Raw genomic sequence first — 16,161 nt, 5'->3', positions numbered from 1 at the left:
CCCTATTTCCGCACGCCTGCCAGGATGCCCGCCCACTTCTTCTGTTCTTCGACGACTTTGCGCGCGAACGCATCCTGCGACCTGTCCACAGGTTCACTGCCGCGCGCGTAGATCTTTTCCTGCACCGAAGGCCTGGCCGCCACCACGGAAATGGCGGCATTCAGGCGCGCGACGATTTCCGCGGGCGTGGCCACGGGCACGGCAATGCCTGAAAGCGATCCGCCCTCGGCTTCTTTGCCCAGCACTTCCTTGACGGTCGGAATATCCGGAAGGCTCGCAAGGCGGCGGGAAGCGGTCACGGCGAATGGCCGGATCTGACCCGCCTCGATAAAGCCTACCGCCGTCACTGCGGACACCGCCGTCACATCCGTATTGCGGCTCATCACGGCCGTCAGAGACTCGTTGCCGCTCTTATAGGGAACGTGCAGCATCTTCACGCCGGTCGCCTGCTGCAAAAGCTCCAGCACCTGATAGTTGTCGGACCCCTCGCCTGCCGTGGAAAACGAGATCTTGTCGGCCTGGACTGCCGCCGCATCGACCAGCTCGCGCAGCGACCGATAGGGGCTGTCCGCCCCTACTGCCAGAACGGTAGGCGTGTTGGCGAGCATGGCGACGTAGGTGAAGTCATTGTTAGGATCGTACGGCAGCGTCTTGTAGATAAGCGGGTTGACGGCAACCATGCCGTTGGTGATGACCAGCAGGGTGTAGCCGTCTCCGGCCGACTTCGCCACCGCCCCGGCGGCGATCGAGCCGCCGGCCCCTGCCCGGTTCTCGACCACGACGGGTTGCCCCAATTCCCGAGTCAGCCCTTCGGCGAACACCCGCGCGGTCGTGTCAGTCACTCCGCCTGCGCCGAAAGGAACGATCAGGCGGATGGGTTGCGACGGATATCCGCCCGCCCAGGCGGCCGCGACCGGGACGACGACTCCCAACAGACCTGCCGCGCAGCGTCGCAGTGCATTGTTCATTTCACGATCTCCATGCCTTTAAGGATTTCAAGAAGCGCTTGTTCATGCTCCACGCCCAGCGCGGACAATGGCGCGCGCAATCGTCCCGGCGATACGCCCTGGAGTTGCATGCCCGCAGAGACGGATCTCGGCAGGCCATGCTCGATCAGGAAATCCAACAGATCGATCTGTTTCGCAAACCACGCTTGCGCGCCTTCGCTGTCGCCGGACATCGCACAGCGATACAGGTTCAGCGCGAACCGCGCGCTGACGTTGGGCGACGCCGTGCACCAGCCCGCCGCGCCGTCAGCAAAGCCGCGCAGCGCCATGCTGTTCAGGCCGACGTAGATGGCGGTCTTGTCGGGGCAGGCCTCGCGCAGGCGGGCGATCTTTGTGGCGTCGGGGCTGCTTTCCTTGATCATCGTCACGGTGGGCAGCTCCGCCAGCCTGGCCAGGAACTGCACGGACAGATCGATGCCGGTGGTGAACGGATTGTTGTAGACCATCACCGGCAGAGACACCGCCTCGCTCACCTCGCGGTAATACGCGTAGATCTCGGGTTCCGTCAGCTTCCAGTAGGTGCTGGGCAGCACCTGGATGGCGCTTGCGCCGGCGCGCTCCGCGTACTGCGCGTGCCGGATGGTGCTGGCCGTGGTCAGGCTGGACACGCCCGCCAGCACGGGAAGCCGCCCATTGGCGACACCCACGACCGTGCGGATGACGTCTTCGCGTTCGTGGTCGGCCAGATAAGGCAAACAACCGACGCTACCCAACGGCGCCAGCGCGTGCACGCCTTCGCTGATCAGCCGTTCTGCGTGGCGCGCCAGCAATGCATGATCGACACGGCCGCCGTCGTCGCACGGCGTCAGCAGATACCCGATGATTCCCTTCAAGTGCATAGGTCACCTCTCCATAATTCGATGAAGTCTATGAAGGGTTGGACAGACGGGTCCAATATCAAATTTATAGGCGCCTGATATGCCTTGCCCGCATGCCAGCCAGCCTGCTGTACGCGCGCACTCACCCCAATCTTGTATCCAGTATTTTTGCCGCAAGCTCGATAGACTTTGGCGGCCGCATCAAGAAAAGGAGCTTGCCATGAGCAGCAACAACGCGAACGATCAGACCCTGGTTCACCACATGCCCGAGTACCGGGTGCCCGAAGACATGGAATGGGAAATGGGCCGGTTCAAGAACAAGACGAAATTTCTGTTCCATACCCGCCCGGAACGGCCGACGGAACCGAACGCCGGCTTTCTGCGCTATGAAGCGGGAGCAGGCTTCAAGCTGCACCGGCACGACTTTGCGCAGGTCTGGTACGTGATCGACGGCGAGTTCGATATGGGAGGCAAGCGCTTCGGGCCGGGCACCGTCGTCTTCCATCCGGACCCGCACATCGAAGAGGCGCTCAGCACACAAACCGGCGGCACGATCTTCTTCGTGCAGTACCCGGGCCCCACCACCAAGGCCGGCCCCGTGTACGAAGGCAGGATGAACATCAAGGGCGAATTGCCCGAGATCACCGAAAAGGACCTGGAACACTGAGGCAGAAGCCCCGGGTGCAGCATGTCGGGGCGGGAGCGAACCATGCAACAACCTTTCTCGCCCGGCAGCCGGGCCGATCCGGCGAGGCCGCCGCAATCCCAGGAAGACCTCGTGCAGCAACTCGTTGACGAGATTTCCAGAAAGATCTTCGACGGCACCTACCCGCCCGGACGGAAGCTGCGGCAGGAGGCGTTGGCCGAGGAGTATGACGTCAGCCGGACTCCGGTGCGCGAGGCATTCCGGCAGCTGGAGATCAAGGGCCTGATCGTCCAGCAACCCCGCTACGGCGCTACCGTGGTCGCCCCCACCGTCAAAGACATCGGCCAGAACTATTGGCTGCGGGGAGAGCTGGAGGGAATGGCCGCGGAGTTGGCAGCGCGCTGGATCACCGACGCCGATCTGCATAGGCTGCAATCCGCCCACGCCGCATGCGTGGAGGCGGTCTCGGCGCTATATGCGGAAGTCAACAAGGGCGGCCCCGCCGCCAACCGGCATGCCGCGGGGCCGATGCGGCAATGGGTGACCAGGAACCACGAATTCCATTCCCTGATTTTCCAGGCTTCCGGCAACTCGTCGCTGGAGCGCGTCATCAAGGACCTGCATACCGATTACACCAGGAACATCCTGAACATGACCGTGCTGGGTATGTACGCGTCGCGCATGAAGAAGAATATCGAGCATCATGCGGCGATCGTCGAGGCGCTTGTGGCGCGCGACCCTGCGGCCGCGCGCCAGTCCATGCGCACGCACATCCATGAATCGGGGGAGTTCGTGGTCGACTGGCTCCAGAAGCGCCCGACAGGATCAGCGGCGGTGGTGGTGCCGCCCGTTTGAACGGTTATGGCCTCGGTATCCGTCGTGGCCGCGATAACCGTCATAACCCCGGTAGCCTGCACGACGGTAGGAATGGTCGCGCCCCCGGTCGCGGTCCCAGCCGTGGCGGCGCCCGCCGCGGTCGTCATCGGTGATGACGTGTCCCAGCAAGCCGCCGGCAGCCGCGCCGCCCACGGTCGCCCAAGGATCGCCTTCGGACAGCAATGCCCCCGCCACGCCGCCCAGCCCGGCGCCGATGACGGTATTGCGGGTCTGTTTGTCGGCCTGGGCGGTCATGCTGACGCCCAACGCCAGGACGCCCGCGAGAACCGCCTGAATGAGTCGTTTCGTGATGGCCATCTTTATTCTCCTGTAGCGGGCTGCTTCTGCGATGCAGCCATGCATAACGGCTTGAACCAGAAATCATTCGTCTGGCAAGCAAGTTATCACTTCAGGTATGTGTCAGTCCCGCAGGCCGGGATACGGGGTGTATAAGCGGTTTCAATCGCTTTCTGCGCGGCGACGATCAGCCCGAACTTCCCGGCGTCAAGGGAATCAGACCCGCCTTCTCCAGCCGCCAGCGAGGAATCTGATACTCATACGAGGCGGCTTCCAGCGTCTCGTATTGCTTGAACCAGGGAGTGACGTGCGCGTCGATATCGGCCGGAAGGGTGGCCAGCCAGGCGGCCAACGCTTCCGCGGAAGCGATAGCGATCGAAGCACCGCTGGCGAAGGTGGGTTCGTCGACCAGACCTTGGCCGGGTACCAGATACGCCCGGCGGTACAGACGACCCTTGTCCCAGATTTCGGTGGGCACGTACACCGGCCACTCGCGCTCGCAGGGCACGGATACGTACAGGCCCACGGACACCAATTGCCGGTTGTCGAAAGAGGCCTTGTAGCGGATCAGCTCCACGCCTTGCTGTACGTCGCCAAGCGCGCGCCAAAGGCAACGCTTGCGCTTCTTCTTCCATCCCGCGAAGGCGGAGTGCGCCCGCAACGTGTCCATGAAAACGCTCTCGATCTGTTCGAATTCTATGGGCAAGTCGGGCTCCCGTGGGTTGCTTGGCGCGTTGCCGCGCGCGTGATCCAGATCGAATTAAAGCACGGGGCCCACCGCTCAATTTCCGATCGACGCACCGCTCAAGCATGGCAAAAAGTGTCCGTGCCGCTCCGCATCTACGCCGTGGCACGACGGCGAGCCAAGCACTCGTTTCCTCCCGATACAATTACGACACACATGAACAACGCGCATGCCCTAGGATGCGCCTATCCACGGTCCGCCATCCTCCTTTCGCCTGCCCCGTCAGCGCCCGGAAGGAGCGAAATGCCGCTGGCCCTGCCCCACCACACTTCGCATGGCCGTACAACAACGGCGCTTGCGGACGGCCAGGGCGGCCAGAAATCCAAACGCTGCAGTACGTGGCACTGAACCATCATGAAAAAAATACTTTTGGTCGACGATCAGCCGATGCTGGTCGACATGTTGAGCGAGATCTTGCGCATGGAAGGCTATGACGTCACGACGCATACCGACGGCCTGACCGCGCTTCGGCAGATGCTTGACCTGCGCCCTGACCTCGTAATCACCGACTTTTCCATGCCGGGCATGCACGGCGGCGCACTGCTCACCGCGATGCGCGAAAACGCCTATCTGAGCGAAACGCCCGTGCTGGTGCTGAGCGGCCGGCCCGAGCATGAAATCAGCGAGACCTGCGACGGCTATGCGGCCTACCTGCGCAAACCGGCAGAACCGGAAGAAGTGCTGAAGACGATCCGCCGCCTGACGCCCGCGCCTGCGCGGCAGCCCCGTTACCGGGGCAACCCCGATGCCCTCGCGCGGCCGCACGTCGTTCTAGACGCGGCGCATGTCTGAACATCACCAGTTCCTGTTCCCGCGGTATCCCCATCTGCCGCCGCCGGACTGGAAACAGCTTGAAGCCCGTCTGCTGGAAACCGGCATGGTGCTGCCTCCGTTCGGATGCAATGTGCCGATGCCGGCGCTGGTGGACCTGAGCTTGACGCTGGCACAGACCCTGAACTGCACCTACCGATACGAAGATACGATGCGCAGCCCCGCCGAGGTGCTGGCGTTGTACGAAGGGTGTCCCGCCCTGCCCGCCGGCCTGAAGGCCGCGCCGGACTTCAGCATCGCGCAAACGCTCGAACTGCTGACCGGCCACGGCATCGAACTCGACTGCACCCTTCAGAATGACGAGGGCAGCTCGTGGCGCAGCCCGCATTACCTGGTCGGGCCCGCGGCACGCGCATTCATGAGCCCGCATATCGCCCAGACGTACGACACCGATCCGCAACAATTCGGCTTGATGCTGCTGGCCTATGACGGCCCGAATCCCGCCGTGCATGTCGGCGAAAATCTGGAAGTCCCTAGCCTGCCGGAAACCGGCGAGCCGCTACCGGACCTGCCTCCCTATGGCGACCACGTCGATTTCATTGGGGCGGCCTTCGAAGACCCCGACGTGCAATGGCACTGCCCTGCCACCGGCAAGGCCTATCGAATTTTCGATCTGGATTGGCACTTCAGCCTTGGCCTGGGCTTTCGATCGATACGCACGGCCTGGCTGGACGAAGAAAGCGCAAGAAAGATGGCGGACGCCGTGGGCAAAATGATCGATGCGCCGATGGCGTGCAGCCACCGACATCTTTGACTCCCAACCGACCGGGTGACAACGCGCAGGGCGGATTTTCCCGGCCGGTTACGCCGGACCGTAGTGCGCCAATAGCCGCGCGATTGCGTCGCGCAGCGCCAGCTTGATCATGCGCGCCTCGGGGTCGTCGTCTTCTGGCCGGGCATCGCGCACAGAACGATCCCGCACGGGTGCGCTCAGCTGTTCCGCCCGCAGCGCAATGGCCCCGCCCGCGCCCGGCTGCGTCGCGCTGATACGCACATATTCCGAATGATCGATCTGCCGCACCAGCTCGCGCGCGCCTGCGGCATTCTCGGAATACCGGGCGTGATTCGAGGGGCTGGGCCCGAACCGCACAGATAGCTGCGCCGGGCCCGCGGTGCGCAGCAACGCCGACAGCGTCTGCATGGCCTGCTCGAGTTCGGCCGTGAAGCCGTCATAGACCCCATCGATCGCCTTGCGCGGGCGCAGCAAGGCTTGCGCATCGGCAAGATCCGCCAGGCGCGGTGCAAGCCGCGCATGGCCGCGCGCATCCCGCCGCAACCAGGGCGGCGCCACGATGTCCTCCAGCGCATGCGTGGGGGGATGAAAGCGATAGCTGCGCCCCGGGCGCGACATGACGCGGCTGCGATTGCGGTCAGCGTCGTCGGTCGCCAGCAGGGCGATACGCGGCGCCTCAGTGCAGTACACGTCACCGCCTGCGGCAATCAAGCAATCTGCGCGCAAGGCGCCACGCACCAGCACCTGGCACCGATAGTGCCGGCACAGCAGCGTCGTGGCATGCAGCCCTTCCGTGAACGCGTGCCGTCCCGCGGGCAACATCAGCAGTCCGGCGCGTGCCGGGCCCAATGCAACCACCATCGTGCCAGACCGGGTGTCGGGCCCAGTGTCAGGCCCGGTATCAGGCCCGGCATCAGGCCCAATATTGGCCTCGGATTCGCCGCTTGCCATGTCCGGATTGGCCGCGTTGCCGACACGCAGCACGTCGGCATCCAGACCCGCCGTGAACACCCAGCCGGCCACCCGCAATGCCGGATGGTCCGGCAGTTGCGCGGGCAGGTCCAAAGTCGTTGCCGTCACCGGCGCGTCGGCCACGAGGAACACCCACTGCTGCCCGGCGCTGTCGGGCAGCTGCGCGGCCGCGGCCTCGTCCAGCAGCGTGTAATACGCAGCATTGTCGGTATCTCGGATCCGGCTCAGAAGCGTCTGGGCCTGCGCCAGGTTCACCACCCGCAGCGTCAGGCCCTGCCATGCCACACGGGCCAGGGCCGGCGGCTGCCGTGCCCGTTCGGCCCACGCCCGTTGCCGCGCCGCCTGCGCGTCGAACGCGGCGCGCTGATCGTCGGCTTGTTCCAGACGCTGGGCCCGCTGCTGCTCGCGCCAGCGCTTGCGCGGATCACCGCCCCCGGCTTCGTTCATTTTCCCTTGCGCAGCGACACCGGCACACCCCAGACCGGGTCTTCCATGCCCTGCTTGCCCAGCGTCGTGATCTGCATGGGTTGGAGCTTGGCCAGCAGCTGCTGATGTTCCGCGCTGACGTTCTTGCGTCGCGCGATGAGTTTCTGCGAAAACTCCATCGGCGCCGGGCGGGTGTAGACGGTCATGTCCTCAAGCGGGCACTCGATCATCTTGGCCTCGACTGCGCGGCAGGCGGACTGCCGGTACTTGTAGCTGGGTGTCTTCAAGTGCATGCGCTGGCTCAGCACCAATTGGCCGGCCTTGAGGGTGAAGCTTGCCAACGCCTGTTTGGGCGGAATGCGCGACTGGATCTTGATGGCGGGGATGTCGCGATACTGCGTATCTTCGCGGTAGCCTGCGGCCCCGGTCTGTGTCGTCTGGCTGTATTGCTGCTCGCCCCAGCTCACGCACGCACCCGACGCCGCATGCACGGCGGTGCAGACTGTTCGCGACCCCGTCTGTGTGCCGTAGCTGGCATCGTGCCAATTGGTCTGCTTGTAGAACTCGCGATAGAGCTCCGGCGACAGATAAGACGTGCCGTTCGCGCCGCGGCCCGAGCCCACCGGGCCGCTTTGGGCGCCCACCTCATCCAGCAGCGCATTCAGCTTGTAATCGTCGCCACCGGTCAGAAGATACTTGCCAGGCGGCAGGATATGCACCTCGAACGAATTGAACAGAAGAGGCGTCTTGGTGTCCTTCTGCAGCGAATTGTTCTGGAAGCTGCGGCTGAAGGTCACTTGCGGCGCCGCTTCGTTCATCCAGATCACGCGGGTGGTGTACTTCGTCATGGCCAGCGCGTCGCCCAGCGTGGGGTGCGGCGTCAGATCGGCCACCAGCACCACTGCCATGTCCGATTTCAGCGCTTCGTCGATCAGATCCAGCAGCTGCGCATAGCGCGGATCGTCCATGGTGCCCTCGCTGCTCGAGAATGGCTGGGTGGCGCAGCCGGACAAGGCAAGCGAAAAGGCCAGGGCGGACAGGGCAAGTCGCGGTCGCGGCAACATCATGGAGCGGTCCTTGAATAAGGCGGAATCGGATCGTTGAGCCGGCATACTACTGATTCAGGGCCGGATCGCAATGCCTGCTTGGCAGGCTGAAACATGGCCCGAGGCGGGGCCGCGCGCATCCCGGCGGGCCCGTGCTGTCGCTTCAAAACCACGCCACGGCCAGAACGCCAGCAATGGCGCGGGCCACCGCCGCCCCCCCGCCAAGCCAGCCGCAAGCTGCGCGGGCAAGGACGGCTGCTTGGAACTCGAAAATTATTGTTGCGTTTGTTTCGGGTCTTGATGTTGTGCTAGAGTGAATCCACAACGTCAACACGCCAACCAGCCAAAACCCGTGTCCAGATTCCTGTCGATCGTGATTATTCGCACCTCCGCTGCCATTGGGCGTCGGGGGCGAATTACGTTGGGCGGCTAAGCCCCACCTTCGCACCTCACCTTCCAAAGGGCAGCGTACAGAACGCTGCCCTTTTTGCATTTCTGGAATCGAAACATGTACACGCTGAATCTTTTCAAGCATGAATTCCCGCTGGCCACCACCCACGCCGACAAGGCGGAAACCCTGCGGCGCTGGTCGAGCAAGGCGGTCGTCGACGGCCTGCATCGCACGCAAGGCTCGCGCCCGCTCTTCCTGCTGCACGACGGGCCGCCCTATGCCAACGGCGGCTTGCACCTTGGCCATGCCGTCAACAAAGGCCTGAAGGACTCGGTAGTGAAGTTCAAACGGCTGCAAGGCTACTTCGCGCCGTATGTGCCGGGCTTCGATTGCCACGGCCTGCCGGTTGAGCTGGAGGTCGAACGTGTGGGCCACGGCAAGGACGATCCGCCGGCCTTCGTGGCGGCCTGCCGGTCCTACGCCCGCTCGCAGGTGGATTTGCAGACCGCTCAATTCCGCGACCTGGGCGTGGCCGCCGACTGGGAGCAGCCCTATCTGACCATGGCGCCCGGCTTCGAGTCGGGCGCAGCGAAGGTGTTCCAGGCGCTGCCCGGCGCCGTCAGGCGTCTGCGGCCCGTGCATTGGTGTCCGGCATGCGCCTCGTCGCTGGCCGAAGCCGAGGTCGAATACAAAACCAAGGTGGGCGACAGCCTGGTCGTGCTGTTTCCGGTTGTGGGCCACGAGGATCTGTTCCTGGATGTATGGACCACCACGCCGTACACGCTGCCTGCCAACAAGGCCGTCGCCTACAACCCGGCCCTGAGCTATGTCGCCGTCAGCGACGGCACGCGTAACCGGGTGCGGCTGCGCCAGGCCGGCGACGAGCAACTGCCCGACGTCGACCTGGCGGGGTTGACGGTAGTCAGCCCCTACACACGAGACGCTGTGCCCGTCCTGCCGGCGGATTTCGTGAGCCGGGCGGGCACGGGGCTGGTGCACATGGCGCCGGCCTTCGGCACCGATGATTTCCGCGTCTGCGAGCCGTACGGCCTGGCCGTCGAGCAATACCTGGACGAGCATGGCCGCTTTGTCGTGGCGGGCATGCAAGGCATGGACCTGGCTCAAGCCAGGGCCCACGTGCTGGAACGCGTGGCGCCCTTCGTAGTGTCCGTGTCCACCCTGGAGCACGAGTATCCGCATTGCTGGCGCCACAAGACGCCAGTTTTCTTCCGCGCTTCGCAAGAGTGGTTCCTGGACCTGGCCGACACCCGGCAGCAGGCGCTACGCGCGCTGGACGACGTGGAGTTCGTGCCCGCCGCCGGCCGCGAACGGCTTACCAGCATGCTGGCCGGGCGCGGAGCCTGGTGCGTCTCGCGCAACCGGCTGTGGGGAACGCCGCTCGTGGATCCGGCCGACCCCGATGACCTGCGGCTGGCGGCGCGCGTCGCGACCGAAGGCGTGGAAGCCTGGCAAAGCGAAGGTCCCCGCCGCACACTGGACGTCTGGTTCGACAGCGGCGTCACCCATCAACTGGTGCTGATGCAGCGCTACGGCCGCACGGCCGACGTGTACCTGGAAGGCTCCGACCAGCACCGCGGCTGGTTCCAGTCTTCGCTGCTGACGTGCGCGGCGGCCGGCCACGGCGCCCCCTATAAGCAGGTCGTGACCCACGGCTTCGTGGTGGACGGCACGGGCCAGAAGTTCTCGAAGTCCAGCAAGAACTACCAGCCGCTGGACCAGATGCTCAAGACCCTGAGCCCAGATGTGCTGCGCTTGTGGACACTGCAGCAGGACTTCACGCGCGAACTGAAGTTCTCGGGCGAGGCGCTTGCGCTGACCAAGGAGCGCTTTCGCAAACTGCGCAACACCATGCGCTTCTGTCTGCAGAACCTTCAGGATTTCGATTGGCAGACGCAGCCCGTGTCGCACCCGTTGGACCGGGTTCAAGTGGCCTTGCTGCGCCAGTTGGGCGTCGACGTGTGCCTGGCGGCCGACCGGTATGATTTTGCCGCAGCCGTGTCCCATCTGCTGCGCTACGCGGAAAGCGCATCCAGCGATTACTTTCCGGCGGTGAAAGACAGCCTTTACTGCGACCGGCCGGACGCGCCCCGACGGCGTCAGGCGCAGCAGGTGCTTGGCCTGGTGGTGCGCACATTGGTGCGCCTGCTGACGCCGGTGCTGCCCTACTCTTGCGAGGAGGTCTTTCAGTACCTGCGCGCAGCAGGCGCGGAACAGGGCGATAGCGTGCTGCTGGCCACGCTTGCCGACGTGTCCTTGCCTGTCGCGGAGAACGAAGCCGCGACTCTTGCAGCCTATGGCGAGGCGGTAGAACTGAAAGGCACGCTCAACCGTTGGGTGGAAGCCCACCGGGACGAATGGGTCAAGGGCGCGGCCCAGGTCAACGTCACGTGGTCGCAGGCGAAGGCAGCAAGGCTTGGCGCATTTTCGGACGTTCTGGGCGCCGCGGCGGTCTTCCCCGATGACCGGTCAGATGACGGCGGTGATGTGAGCTTCACGCCCACGAGCTGGCGTGCATGCGCCTGCTGCAGGAAGCATGAGCCGTCCGTGTCGGACGATACCGATCTGTGCACGCGTTGCGCCGCGGTGCAGGGTACCGTCAGCGAGGCCCTGTCCTAGCCGAAAAGGCCTGGGCGCGGGGGTGAAAGGCTCTGGATTCAGCCCCGCTTGCCGAACAGCATCGCCAGGCCGAACAACGCGCCCAGTCCGCCCACGATGGCCAGCGAGATCGACGGTTCCCGCTGGCTCAGCGCCATGACGGCGGAGCCGGCACCCAGCGCGGTGATCAGCAGCCCGACCAGACGGCCGGCGGTGGAACCGTAGAAATGCGTGCGGCGCGCCGCGGCCGTACCGGCAGGCTGCCGCTTCTGCCACGCCTGCAGCGCCTGTTCGAAGTCGCGCAGCAAGCGCTCGCGGCTAGGCAGATCCACCGGGCTTACCAGCACCGTAGGCAAGCCCGGGCGGATGAGTTTTAGGTAGTCGTCGGTGCCCCAGCTTTTCAGATCAGCAAAGGCGATCGGCCCGCGACGGGAGAATTCCAGCCCGTCCGGCGTCACCTTGACCGCGTTGCGGGTGGGAAAGCCCTTGAAGGCCACCAAGGGCGGCACGAGCAGGCCGAGTACCGCCAGCACGGCGGCCAGGCCGATCGGGCCGCGGTTCAGCACCACGAGCATGAAACTGCCGGCCGCCAACGCGAAGGCCAATGGCACCGACAGCTGATGCCAGCGGGTGTAGACCGCCGCCTGGACTCCTTCGTTGCTGTTCATGCTTGAAACCCTGTCAGTTATTGGCTTTCACCAGATTGGATCCGCTGCCGCCCATGGGCAGCGACCGGATGTCGGGCATGCGGTCCGGATCGGGCCAGTATTCCACCTTGAGCAACGCCTCGTGGAAGATATCGTCGTCCACCAGGACCTCGGTCCGCAAAATCCCGCATCCGCTGCTGACGTGGAATTGCACCACATCGTCCCACGGCTTGCCGGTGAATTCGATCGCCTGGCTGCGGTCCTTGCGTATCCAGCGCCACACGTCGGCCCAACCGGGCCGCGCGCTCAGGTTGTCGACATACTGGTCCACGCGGTCGGCCCAGGTTTCCTCCCGCGGCCTGCCTTTCACGAACTGCAGATTCGACGGACCGCGCGGCTGCAATTCGGGATCTTCCGCGCGCACAGATCCCTTGCTTGAGACGACCGCACTGACGCCATCCCCGACCAGCGTGAGGCTATATGCGTAGTCGCTATGGTCGGAGTAGCCCGGCATGATCACTTCCAGCACCAGCCGGTCGCGGCCAAATACCTCGCCCTTCAAAAACCCCTTCCAATCCAGCGTCACCCGCACGCCGAACACCGCGCGATTGAACGCCTCCAACTCTTCCACCCGGTCTTCGAAAGGCGGGCGGTCCTTCACATCCTCGAATTCCGCAGACCGCATGCAGCAGCGCGTAAACCAGATCTCCAACTCGCTGTCCTTGGCGCTGTCGCCCCAGAATTTAAAGTATAGGCCCGCCGCCAACAGGCAAAGGCCCAGCACGATCCAGCCCCATACCGGGATGCCCAGCAGCACCGTACCGCCGCTCGTCAGGCCCACCATGGCGCCTCCCACCCCCCCGGCGCCCGCCACCACGCCGGCAGCGCTGAACGCGCCTCCCAGCGAAACGAGGGCCGTCGCAACGCCGGTCAGGCCGGACAACAACAAGAAGAATGAGGATGTCGCGTAGGCGCCCCCGGCCTCGTAGTTCTTCACGTCGTACTGATCGACCGCGTTCAGGGCATTGTTGGCGCCATCGACGAAGGTGGCCGCCGCGGCGAAGACCGCGCCAGCGGTACGAACTGCCGTCAACCGCAAGTTCAGCTGCAGATTCATCGTGTACGCGGTGTTCGCCCCCACGCGCGCGCCGATCGCGCCCGCCGTCACTTCGATCGCCACGCTGCCCACCCCCAGCACGCCGGAGGTGATGCCGAACCAGGCCTTGCGCGCCGCCTTGGCGTCCTTGATCGCCTCTGCCTTGCTCAGGTCCGATACCGAGGTGTATAGCGCCACCAGCGTCAACACCCCCGTCGCCCCCGCATTGGCGCCGTCTCGCGACTTGGCCCACTTCACCAAACCCGCCAGCGGCGACATCGTCGGCGCGGGCAAGGCCAGGACTGGCGCAGGCGCCGGTAGCGCCAATTGCGGCGAGCCCCCCGCGCCTGGCCGCGGGCGCGCATTGGCTGCCGCCGCGTTCAGTTGCGCATCGACTTCTTCGGGAATGATGTAGTTGGTCGTGATCGATGTCGAACGCTCGGCCTGCGTTCCCATCCAACCGGCCTGCATGTGCTTGTTGGCGTACAGTCCACCGCCGCCGCCCACCGTCACCGAGCTTAGATTGGGTTCCCAGATGATCTGGTGCATGTCCGAAATCATCCGGGGCAGCGTAGTCGTGTGCACGCGCACCGTCATCACGATGTTCATGCGTGCGGCCATCGTCAACGTGACCCGCGCGGCGACGCGCTCGGCGATGGGGTCACCCGACAGGGTCAATCGCAGCAACTGGGTCGCCATGAATCGGCCGATGGCGGCGCCCGCCGCACGCATCGGCGGCAACTGCCCCTTCGACGCACGCTTCTTCAGCCAATCGTTGTAGGCCTTGACCAGTTTGCGGATACTCGAAACCTGTTTCGAGATGACCTTGCCCTTGCCCTCGCGGTTCAGGAAACCCAGCAGCTCGTCGTCGTTGGCCGCCAGTGAGCGCCAGATCGCCTCGTACGTGCCCGTCATGTCCTCGTCTTTCAGCGAGTCATCGATGGCCTTGTGCTCGGATTCCACCGCCCCTGCGCCGTCCACGCACAGGGCCATGTCTTCTTCCAGCCGCACGCCCGCGGCGGCGTCCTTGGACGAATACGCCTTGAGCGCCAGCCAGAACGTATCTCGCCCGTACCACCACGCCCAGTCCTTGCCCGCTCCCTCGATATGTTCGCGCATGCGGGCAATGGCCGCCTTGTTGTCACTGAGCGTCTTACTGACCTTGCCCCTGTCGACGCGCTCTCGCAGACGCTTGCGGTCATCGCCGGACGACTGCATCTGCTTTTCCAGACCTTCGATGATCTGCGCCACGCCCACTTCCCGCAGCCGCGTCGGGTCCAGATGATGGGCAGCCAGATCGCCCATCCACTTGTTTCGCCAGGTGGAAATGTCGGCGAGGATCCCCACCGGGTCCCGCAACGCCAGCACGATGCCGCCCTTGGGTGTCATCTGGCGCATCTTGGCCGCCAACGCCGCGGCCTGACCGCCGAAGACGGTGACGCCCGGCGACAAGGTATTGCTGAACAGGGTCGCCGCCCCCGCGGCATCGCGGAATTCGATCGAGTGCTTCGCCAGATTGGCGCCATCTTCCGCCACGCGGTAGCCGGTATCGGCCTTGGGGTAGCCGCCGGCCCACACCGCCTTGGCGTCCAGCTCCACCATGACCTTCTTGCGCCAGCCTTCGTCGCGCGCCAGCTCGCGGCGGATATCACGCGTCCACCACACGCGCGAGTACCCCACCCACACCGTGCGCGACGCATTGGCGGGCGCCTCCACGTTGATCAGCGCGGATTCCAGGCCGTGCCCTTCACGCGTGCAGGTGAACGTCGGCTGCTGGGACGGCCGGTCGTCGTCATCCACCGGCACTTCCTTCATCTGGCCCGTCGCCGTCGCCGCAAACGCGCGCCAGCCGTAACTGCGGCGCGGATCCCAGATGTACACATAACCCGCCGTGATTGCGCGCAGCATGTATGCGCCCTGGCGCATGGTGTCGTAATACAGCTCGGTATCCAGGTAGACGCCGTCGGGCAGGTCGTTCTTGCCGCCCGGCACATAGGCAATCCGCATCGGCAGGATGGGCAGCCCGGGGCGGCCGCAGAACTTGCCCTTGCAGGGCAGCGCGTCGTAGTCAGTCATGCTTGCAAGTCCTCCCGCGTTTGCGCTTCCTGCGCAAAGCGCTCCCAATCTTCGTCATCCATGTCTTGGGCCGCGTTGCGCAACCGGCCGCCCTCTTCCTGCACCTCGCGCAGCAAGGCCGCAAACGACGGTGCGCGCTCCAGGGGCGCATCCAGACGTACCCGCCATGCCGCGAACAGCGCGACGTCCTCATCGTCATCGATGCCGCATGCCGCGCCGGCGTCCAGCGCCTGGCGCACCGCATCCAGCACCGACGGACCGACACGCAACCCGTCCGCATTCAGCCGTTGCAACACGGCGTTAATGCGGCCCAGGCGCGCCAGGCGCGGCCAAGCCGGCGTGACCGTCTGCATCGGGCCGGGCGTATCCGGTAGCGTTTGCCATCGCGCGAATCCGTCCACGGTCATCCAGGTTGCGCCCGGTATCCACGAGGCCGGCGCCGTGCCGGCGTAGAGCTCGCTTTGATACTGCGTCGTGCGCGGATCCCAGAACCGCAGGATGCGCACGCGGCCTTGCGCATCGCGCAAGCGCGCACGCAGGACCAGGCGCTGCGCCACTTCCGCCAGGGGCAGGTCGGTGGCCAGCCACGCCGACATCGAACGCGGGCGCTTGCCCGCCGGCGCCGGGCGCATGGCCTCGTCGATGGCCAGCCTGATGCTGGCGTTGACCAGGCGCTCATGCCGGATTTCGTCGGGCACCTCGGCCAGATACAAGGGCGGCGCGGTCGCGCCCTGTGAAATCAGATCGACCTCGCGCCGGGCCAGCCCCGCCGCGGCGATGTCGTCGGCCAGCGGGTCGGCCAGCGTCGAGTCGCACAACAGCAGCACGCGCCGGTCGCGGCGCCCGTCCAGCACCGCGCGCAAGCCTGCGATCGCCCGCTCGACGCAATCCTCGGCGCGAGCCGTCCAGGGTGTGGGGTTATGCCGCGTCACGTCCAT

Annotated in this window: 14 protein-coding genes; 5 read left to right on the top strand and 9 right to left on the bottom strand. The window is 65.2% G+C overall.

Annotation, left to right across the window (positions count from 1 at the left end; genetic code table 11):
- Nucleotides 1-2: 2 nt before the first annotated feature.
- Complete coding sequence (locus CEY09_RS16080) at nucleotides 3-968, bottom strand: Bug family tripartite tricarboxylate transporter substrate binding protein (RefSeq protein WP_088589408.1); 966 nt, start codon at nucleotides 966-968, stop codon at nucleotides 3-5.
- Nucleotides 965-1,846 (bottom strand): dihydrodipicolinate synthase family protein, encoded by an 882-nt coding sequence (locus CEY09_RS16075; protein ID WP_088589407.1) that lies wholly within the window; start codon nucleotides 1,844-1,846, stop codon nucleotides 965-967. Before CEY09_RS16075 ends, CEY09_RS16080 begins: the two co-directional genes overlap by 4 nt.
- A 199-nt stretch (nucleotides 1,847-2,045) precedes the next feature.
- Between CEY09_RS16075 and CEY09_RS16070 the strand changes: the two genes are divergently transcribed.
- Nucleotides 2,046-2,492 (top strand): cupin domain-containing protein, encoded by a 447-nt coding sequence (locus CEY09_RS16070; protein ID WP_088589406.1) that lies wholly within the window; start codon nucleotides 2,046-2,048, stop codon nucleotides 2,490-2,492.
- Between the two features lie 42 nt (nucleotides 2,493-2,534).
- Entirely contained in the window at nucleotides 2,535-3,326 is a 792-nt protein-coding gene (locus CEY09_RS16065; RefSeq protein ID WP_234818324.1) for a GntR family transcriptional regulator, read from the top strand.
- On the opposite strand, the gene CEY09_RS16060 is transcribed toward CEY09_RS16065, so the two are convergent.
- Together CEY09_RS16060 and CEY09_RS16055 are read right to left on the bottom strand one after the other, a co-directional pair.
- Nucleotides 3,297-3,665, bottom strand: a complete 369-nt coding sequence (locus CEY09_RS16060) for a glycine zipper 2TM domain-containing protein (protein ID WP_006226576.1) — start codon at nucleotides 3,663-3,665, stop codon at nucleotides 3,297-3,299. The genes CEY09_RS16065 and CEY09_RS16060 overlap by 30 nt on opposite strands.
- Nucleotides 3,666-3,831: 166 nt before the next feature.
- The gene (locus CEY09_RS16055; RefSeq protein WP_088589405.1) at nucleotides 3,832-4,350 is read right to left on the bottom strand and encodes a hypothetical protein; all 519 of its coding nucleotides are present in this window, start codon (nucleotides 4,348-4,350) and stop codon (nucleotides 3,832-3,834) included.
- A 393-nt stretch (nucleotides 4,351-4,743) separates the two neighbouring features.
- On the opposite strand from CEY09_RS16055, the gene CEY09_RS16050 reads away from it, so the two are divergent.
- Both CEY09_RS16050 and CEY09_RS16045 read left to right on the top strand, forming a co-directional pair.
- Complete coding sequence (locus tag CEY09_RS16050) at nucleotides 4,744-5,181, top strand: response regulator (protein WP_234818323.1); 438 nt, start codon at nucleotides 4,744-4,746, stop codon at nucleotides 5,179-5,181.
- A complete protein-coding gene (locus tag CEY09_RS16045) occupies nucleotides 5,174-5,974 on the top strand; it encodes a hypothetical protein (protein WP_088589403.1) in 801 nt (266 codons plus the stop codon). Before CEY09_RS16050 ends, CEY09_RS16045 begins: the two co-directional genes overlap by 8 nt.
- A 48-nt stretch (nucleotides 5,975-6,022) precedes the next feature.
- Here CEY09_RS16045 and CEY09_RS16040 read toward each other — a convergent pair whose 3' ends face one another.
- Nucleotides 6,023-7,372 carry a hypothetical protein gene (locus CEY09_RS16040; RefSeq protein ID WP_088589402.1) on the bottom strand — a complete coding sequence of 450 codons (1,350 nt, stop codon included), beginning with the start codon at nucleotides 7,370-7,372 and terminating at the stop codon, nucleotides 6,023-6,025.
- The gene (locus CEY09_RS16035) at nucleotides 7,369-8,418 is read right to left on the bottom strand and encodes a hypothetical protein (RefSeq protein ID WP_088589615.1); all 1,050 of its coding nucleotides are present in this window, start codon (nucleotides 8,416-8,418) and stop codon (nucleotides 7,369-7,371) included. Before CEY09_RS16035 ends, CEY09_RS16040 begins: the two co-directional genes overlap by 4 nt.
- A 487-nt stretch (nucleotides 8,419-8,905) precedes the next feature.
- Between CEY09_RS16035 and CEY09_RS16030 the strand changes: the two genes are divergently transcribed.
- On the top strand, nucleotides 8,906-11,425 hold the full coding sequence (locus CEY09_RS16030) for an isoleucine--tRNA ligase (RefSeq protein WP_088589401.1): 2,520 nt from the start codon (nucleotides 8,906-8,908) through the stop codon (nucleotides 11,423-11,425).
- Between the two features lie 38 nt (nucleotides 11,426-11,463).
- On the opposite strand, the gene CEY09_RS16025 is transcribed toward CEY09_RS16030, so the two are convergent.
- From CEY09_RS16025 to CEY09_RS16015, 3 genes are read right to left on the bottom strand one after another with little or no spacing between them, the layout of a single operon-like run.
- Nucleotides 11,464-12,072, bottom strand: coding sequence for a hypothetical protein (locus CEY09_RS16025; protein WP_006226583.1), 609 nt, complete (start codon nucleotides 12,070-12,072; stop codon nucleotides 11,464-11,466).
- A gap of 13 nt (nucleotides 12,073-12,085) precedes the next feature.
- On the bottom strand, nucleotides 12,086-15,223 hold the full coding sequence (locus tag CEY09_RS16020) for a T6SS effector BTH_I2691 family protein (protein WP_088589400.1): 3,138 nt from the start codon (nucleotides 15,221-15,223) through the stop codon (nucleotides 12,086-12,088).
- Nucleotides 15,220-16,161: a DUF4123 domain-containing protein gene (locus CEY09_RS16015; protein WP_234818334.1), complete on the bottom strand. Its 942-nt coding sequence runs from the start codon at nucleotides 16,159-16,161 to the stop codon at nucleotides 15,220-15,222. The genes CEY09_RS16020 and CEY09_RS16015 overlap by 4 nt, the downstream gene beginning before the upstream one ends.

Origin of the sequence: Achromobacter marplatensis (assembly GCF_002209535.1) — a bacterium.
GTDB lineage: Bacteria > Pseudomonadota > Gammaproteobacteria > Burkholderiales > Burkholderiaceae_B > Achromobacter > Achromobacter marplatensis.
The sequence above is the reverse complement of the archived record's forward strand: the minus strand, read 5'-3'. Positions and strand labels throughout refer to the sequence as shown.

Excerpts from the sequence above, each read along its gene's own strand:
- CEY09_RS16080 (WP_088589408.1), bottom strand. The coding sequence starts at position 968 with ATGAACAATGCACTGCGACGCTGCGCGGCAGGTCTGTTGGGAGTCGTC.
- CEY09_RS16075 (WP_088589407.1), bottom strand. The coding sequence starts at position 1,846 with ATGCACTTGAAGGGAATCATCGGGTATCTGCTGACGCCGTGCGACGAC.
- CEY09_RS16070 (WP_088589406.1), top strand. The coding sequence starts at position 2,046 with ATGAGCAGCAACAACGCGAACGATCAGACCCTGGTTCACCACATGCCC.
- CEY09_RS16065 (WP_234818324.1), top strand. The coding sequence starts at position 2,535 with ATGCAACAACCTTTCTCGCCCGGCAGCCGGGCCGATCCGGCGAGGCCG.
- CEY09_RS16060 (WP_006226576.1), bottom strand. The coding sequence starts at position 3,665 with ATGGCCATCACGAAACGACTCATTCAGGCGGTTCTCGCGGGCGTCCTG.
- CEY09_RS16050 (WP_234818323.1), top strand. The coding sequence starts at position 4,744 with ATGAAAAAAATACTTTTGGTCGACGATCAGCCGATGCTGGTCGACATG.
- CEY09_RS16045 (WP_088589403.1), top strand. The coding sequence starts at position 5,174 with ATGTCTGAACATCACCAGTTCCTGTTCCCGCGGTATCCCCATCTGCCG.
- CEY09_RS16040 (WP_088589402.1), bottom strand. The coding sequence starts at position 7,372 with ATGAACGAAGCCGGGGGCGGTGATCCGCGCAAGCGCTGGCGCGAGCAG.
- CEY09_RS16035 (WP_088589615.1), bottom strand. The coding sequence starts at position 8,418 with ATGATGTTGCCGCGACCGCGACTTGCCCTGTCCGCCCTGGCCTTTTCG.
- CEY09_RS16030 (WP_088589401.1), top strand. The coding sequence starts at position 8,906 with ATGTACACGCTGAATCTTTTCAAGCATGAATTCCCGCTGGCCACCACC.
- CEY09_RS16025 (WP_006226583.1), bottom strand. The coding sequence starts at position 12,072 with ATGAACAGCAACGAAGGAGTCCAGGCGGCGGTCTACACCCGCTGGCAT.
- CEY09_RS16020 (WP_088589400.1), bottom strand. The coding sequence starts at position 15,223 with ATGACTGACTACGACGCGCTGCCCTGCAAGGGCAAGTTCTGCGGCCGC.
- CEY09_RS16015 (WP_234818334.1), bottom strand. The coding sequence starts at position 16,161 with ATGGACGTGACGCGGCATAACCCCACACCCTGGACGGCTCGCGCCGAG.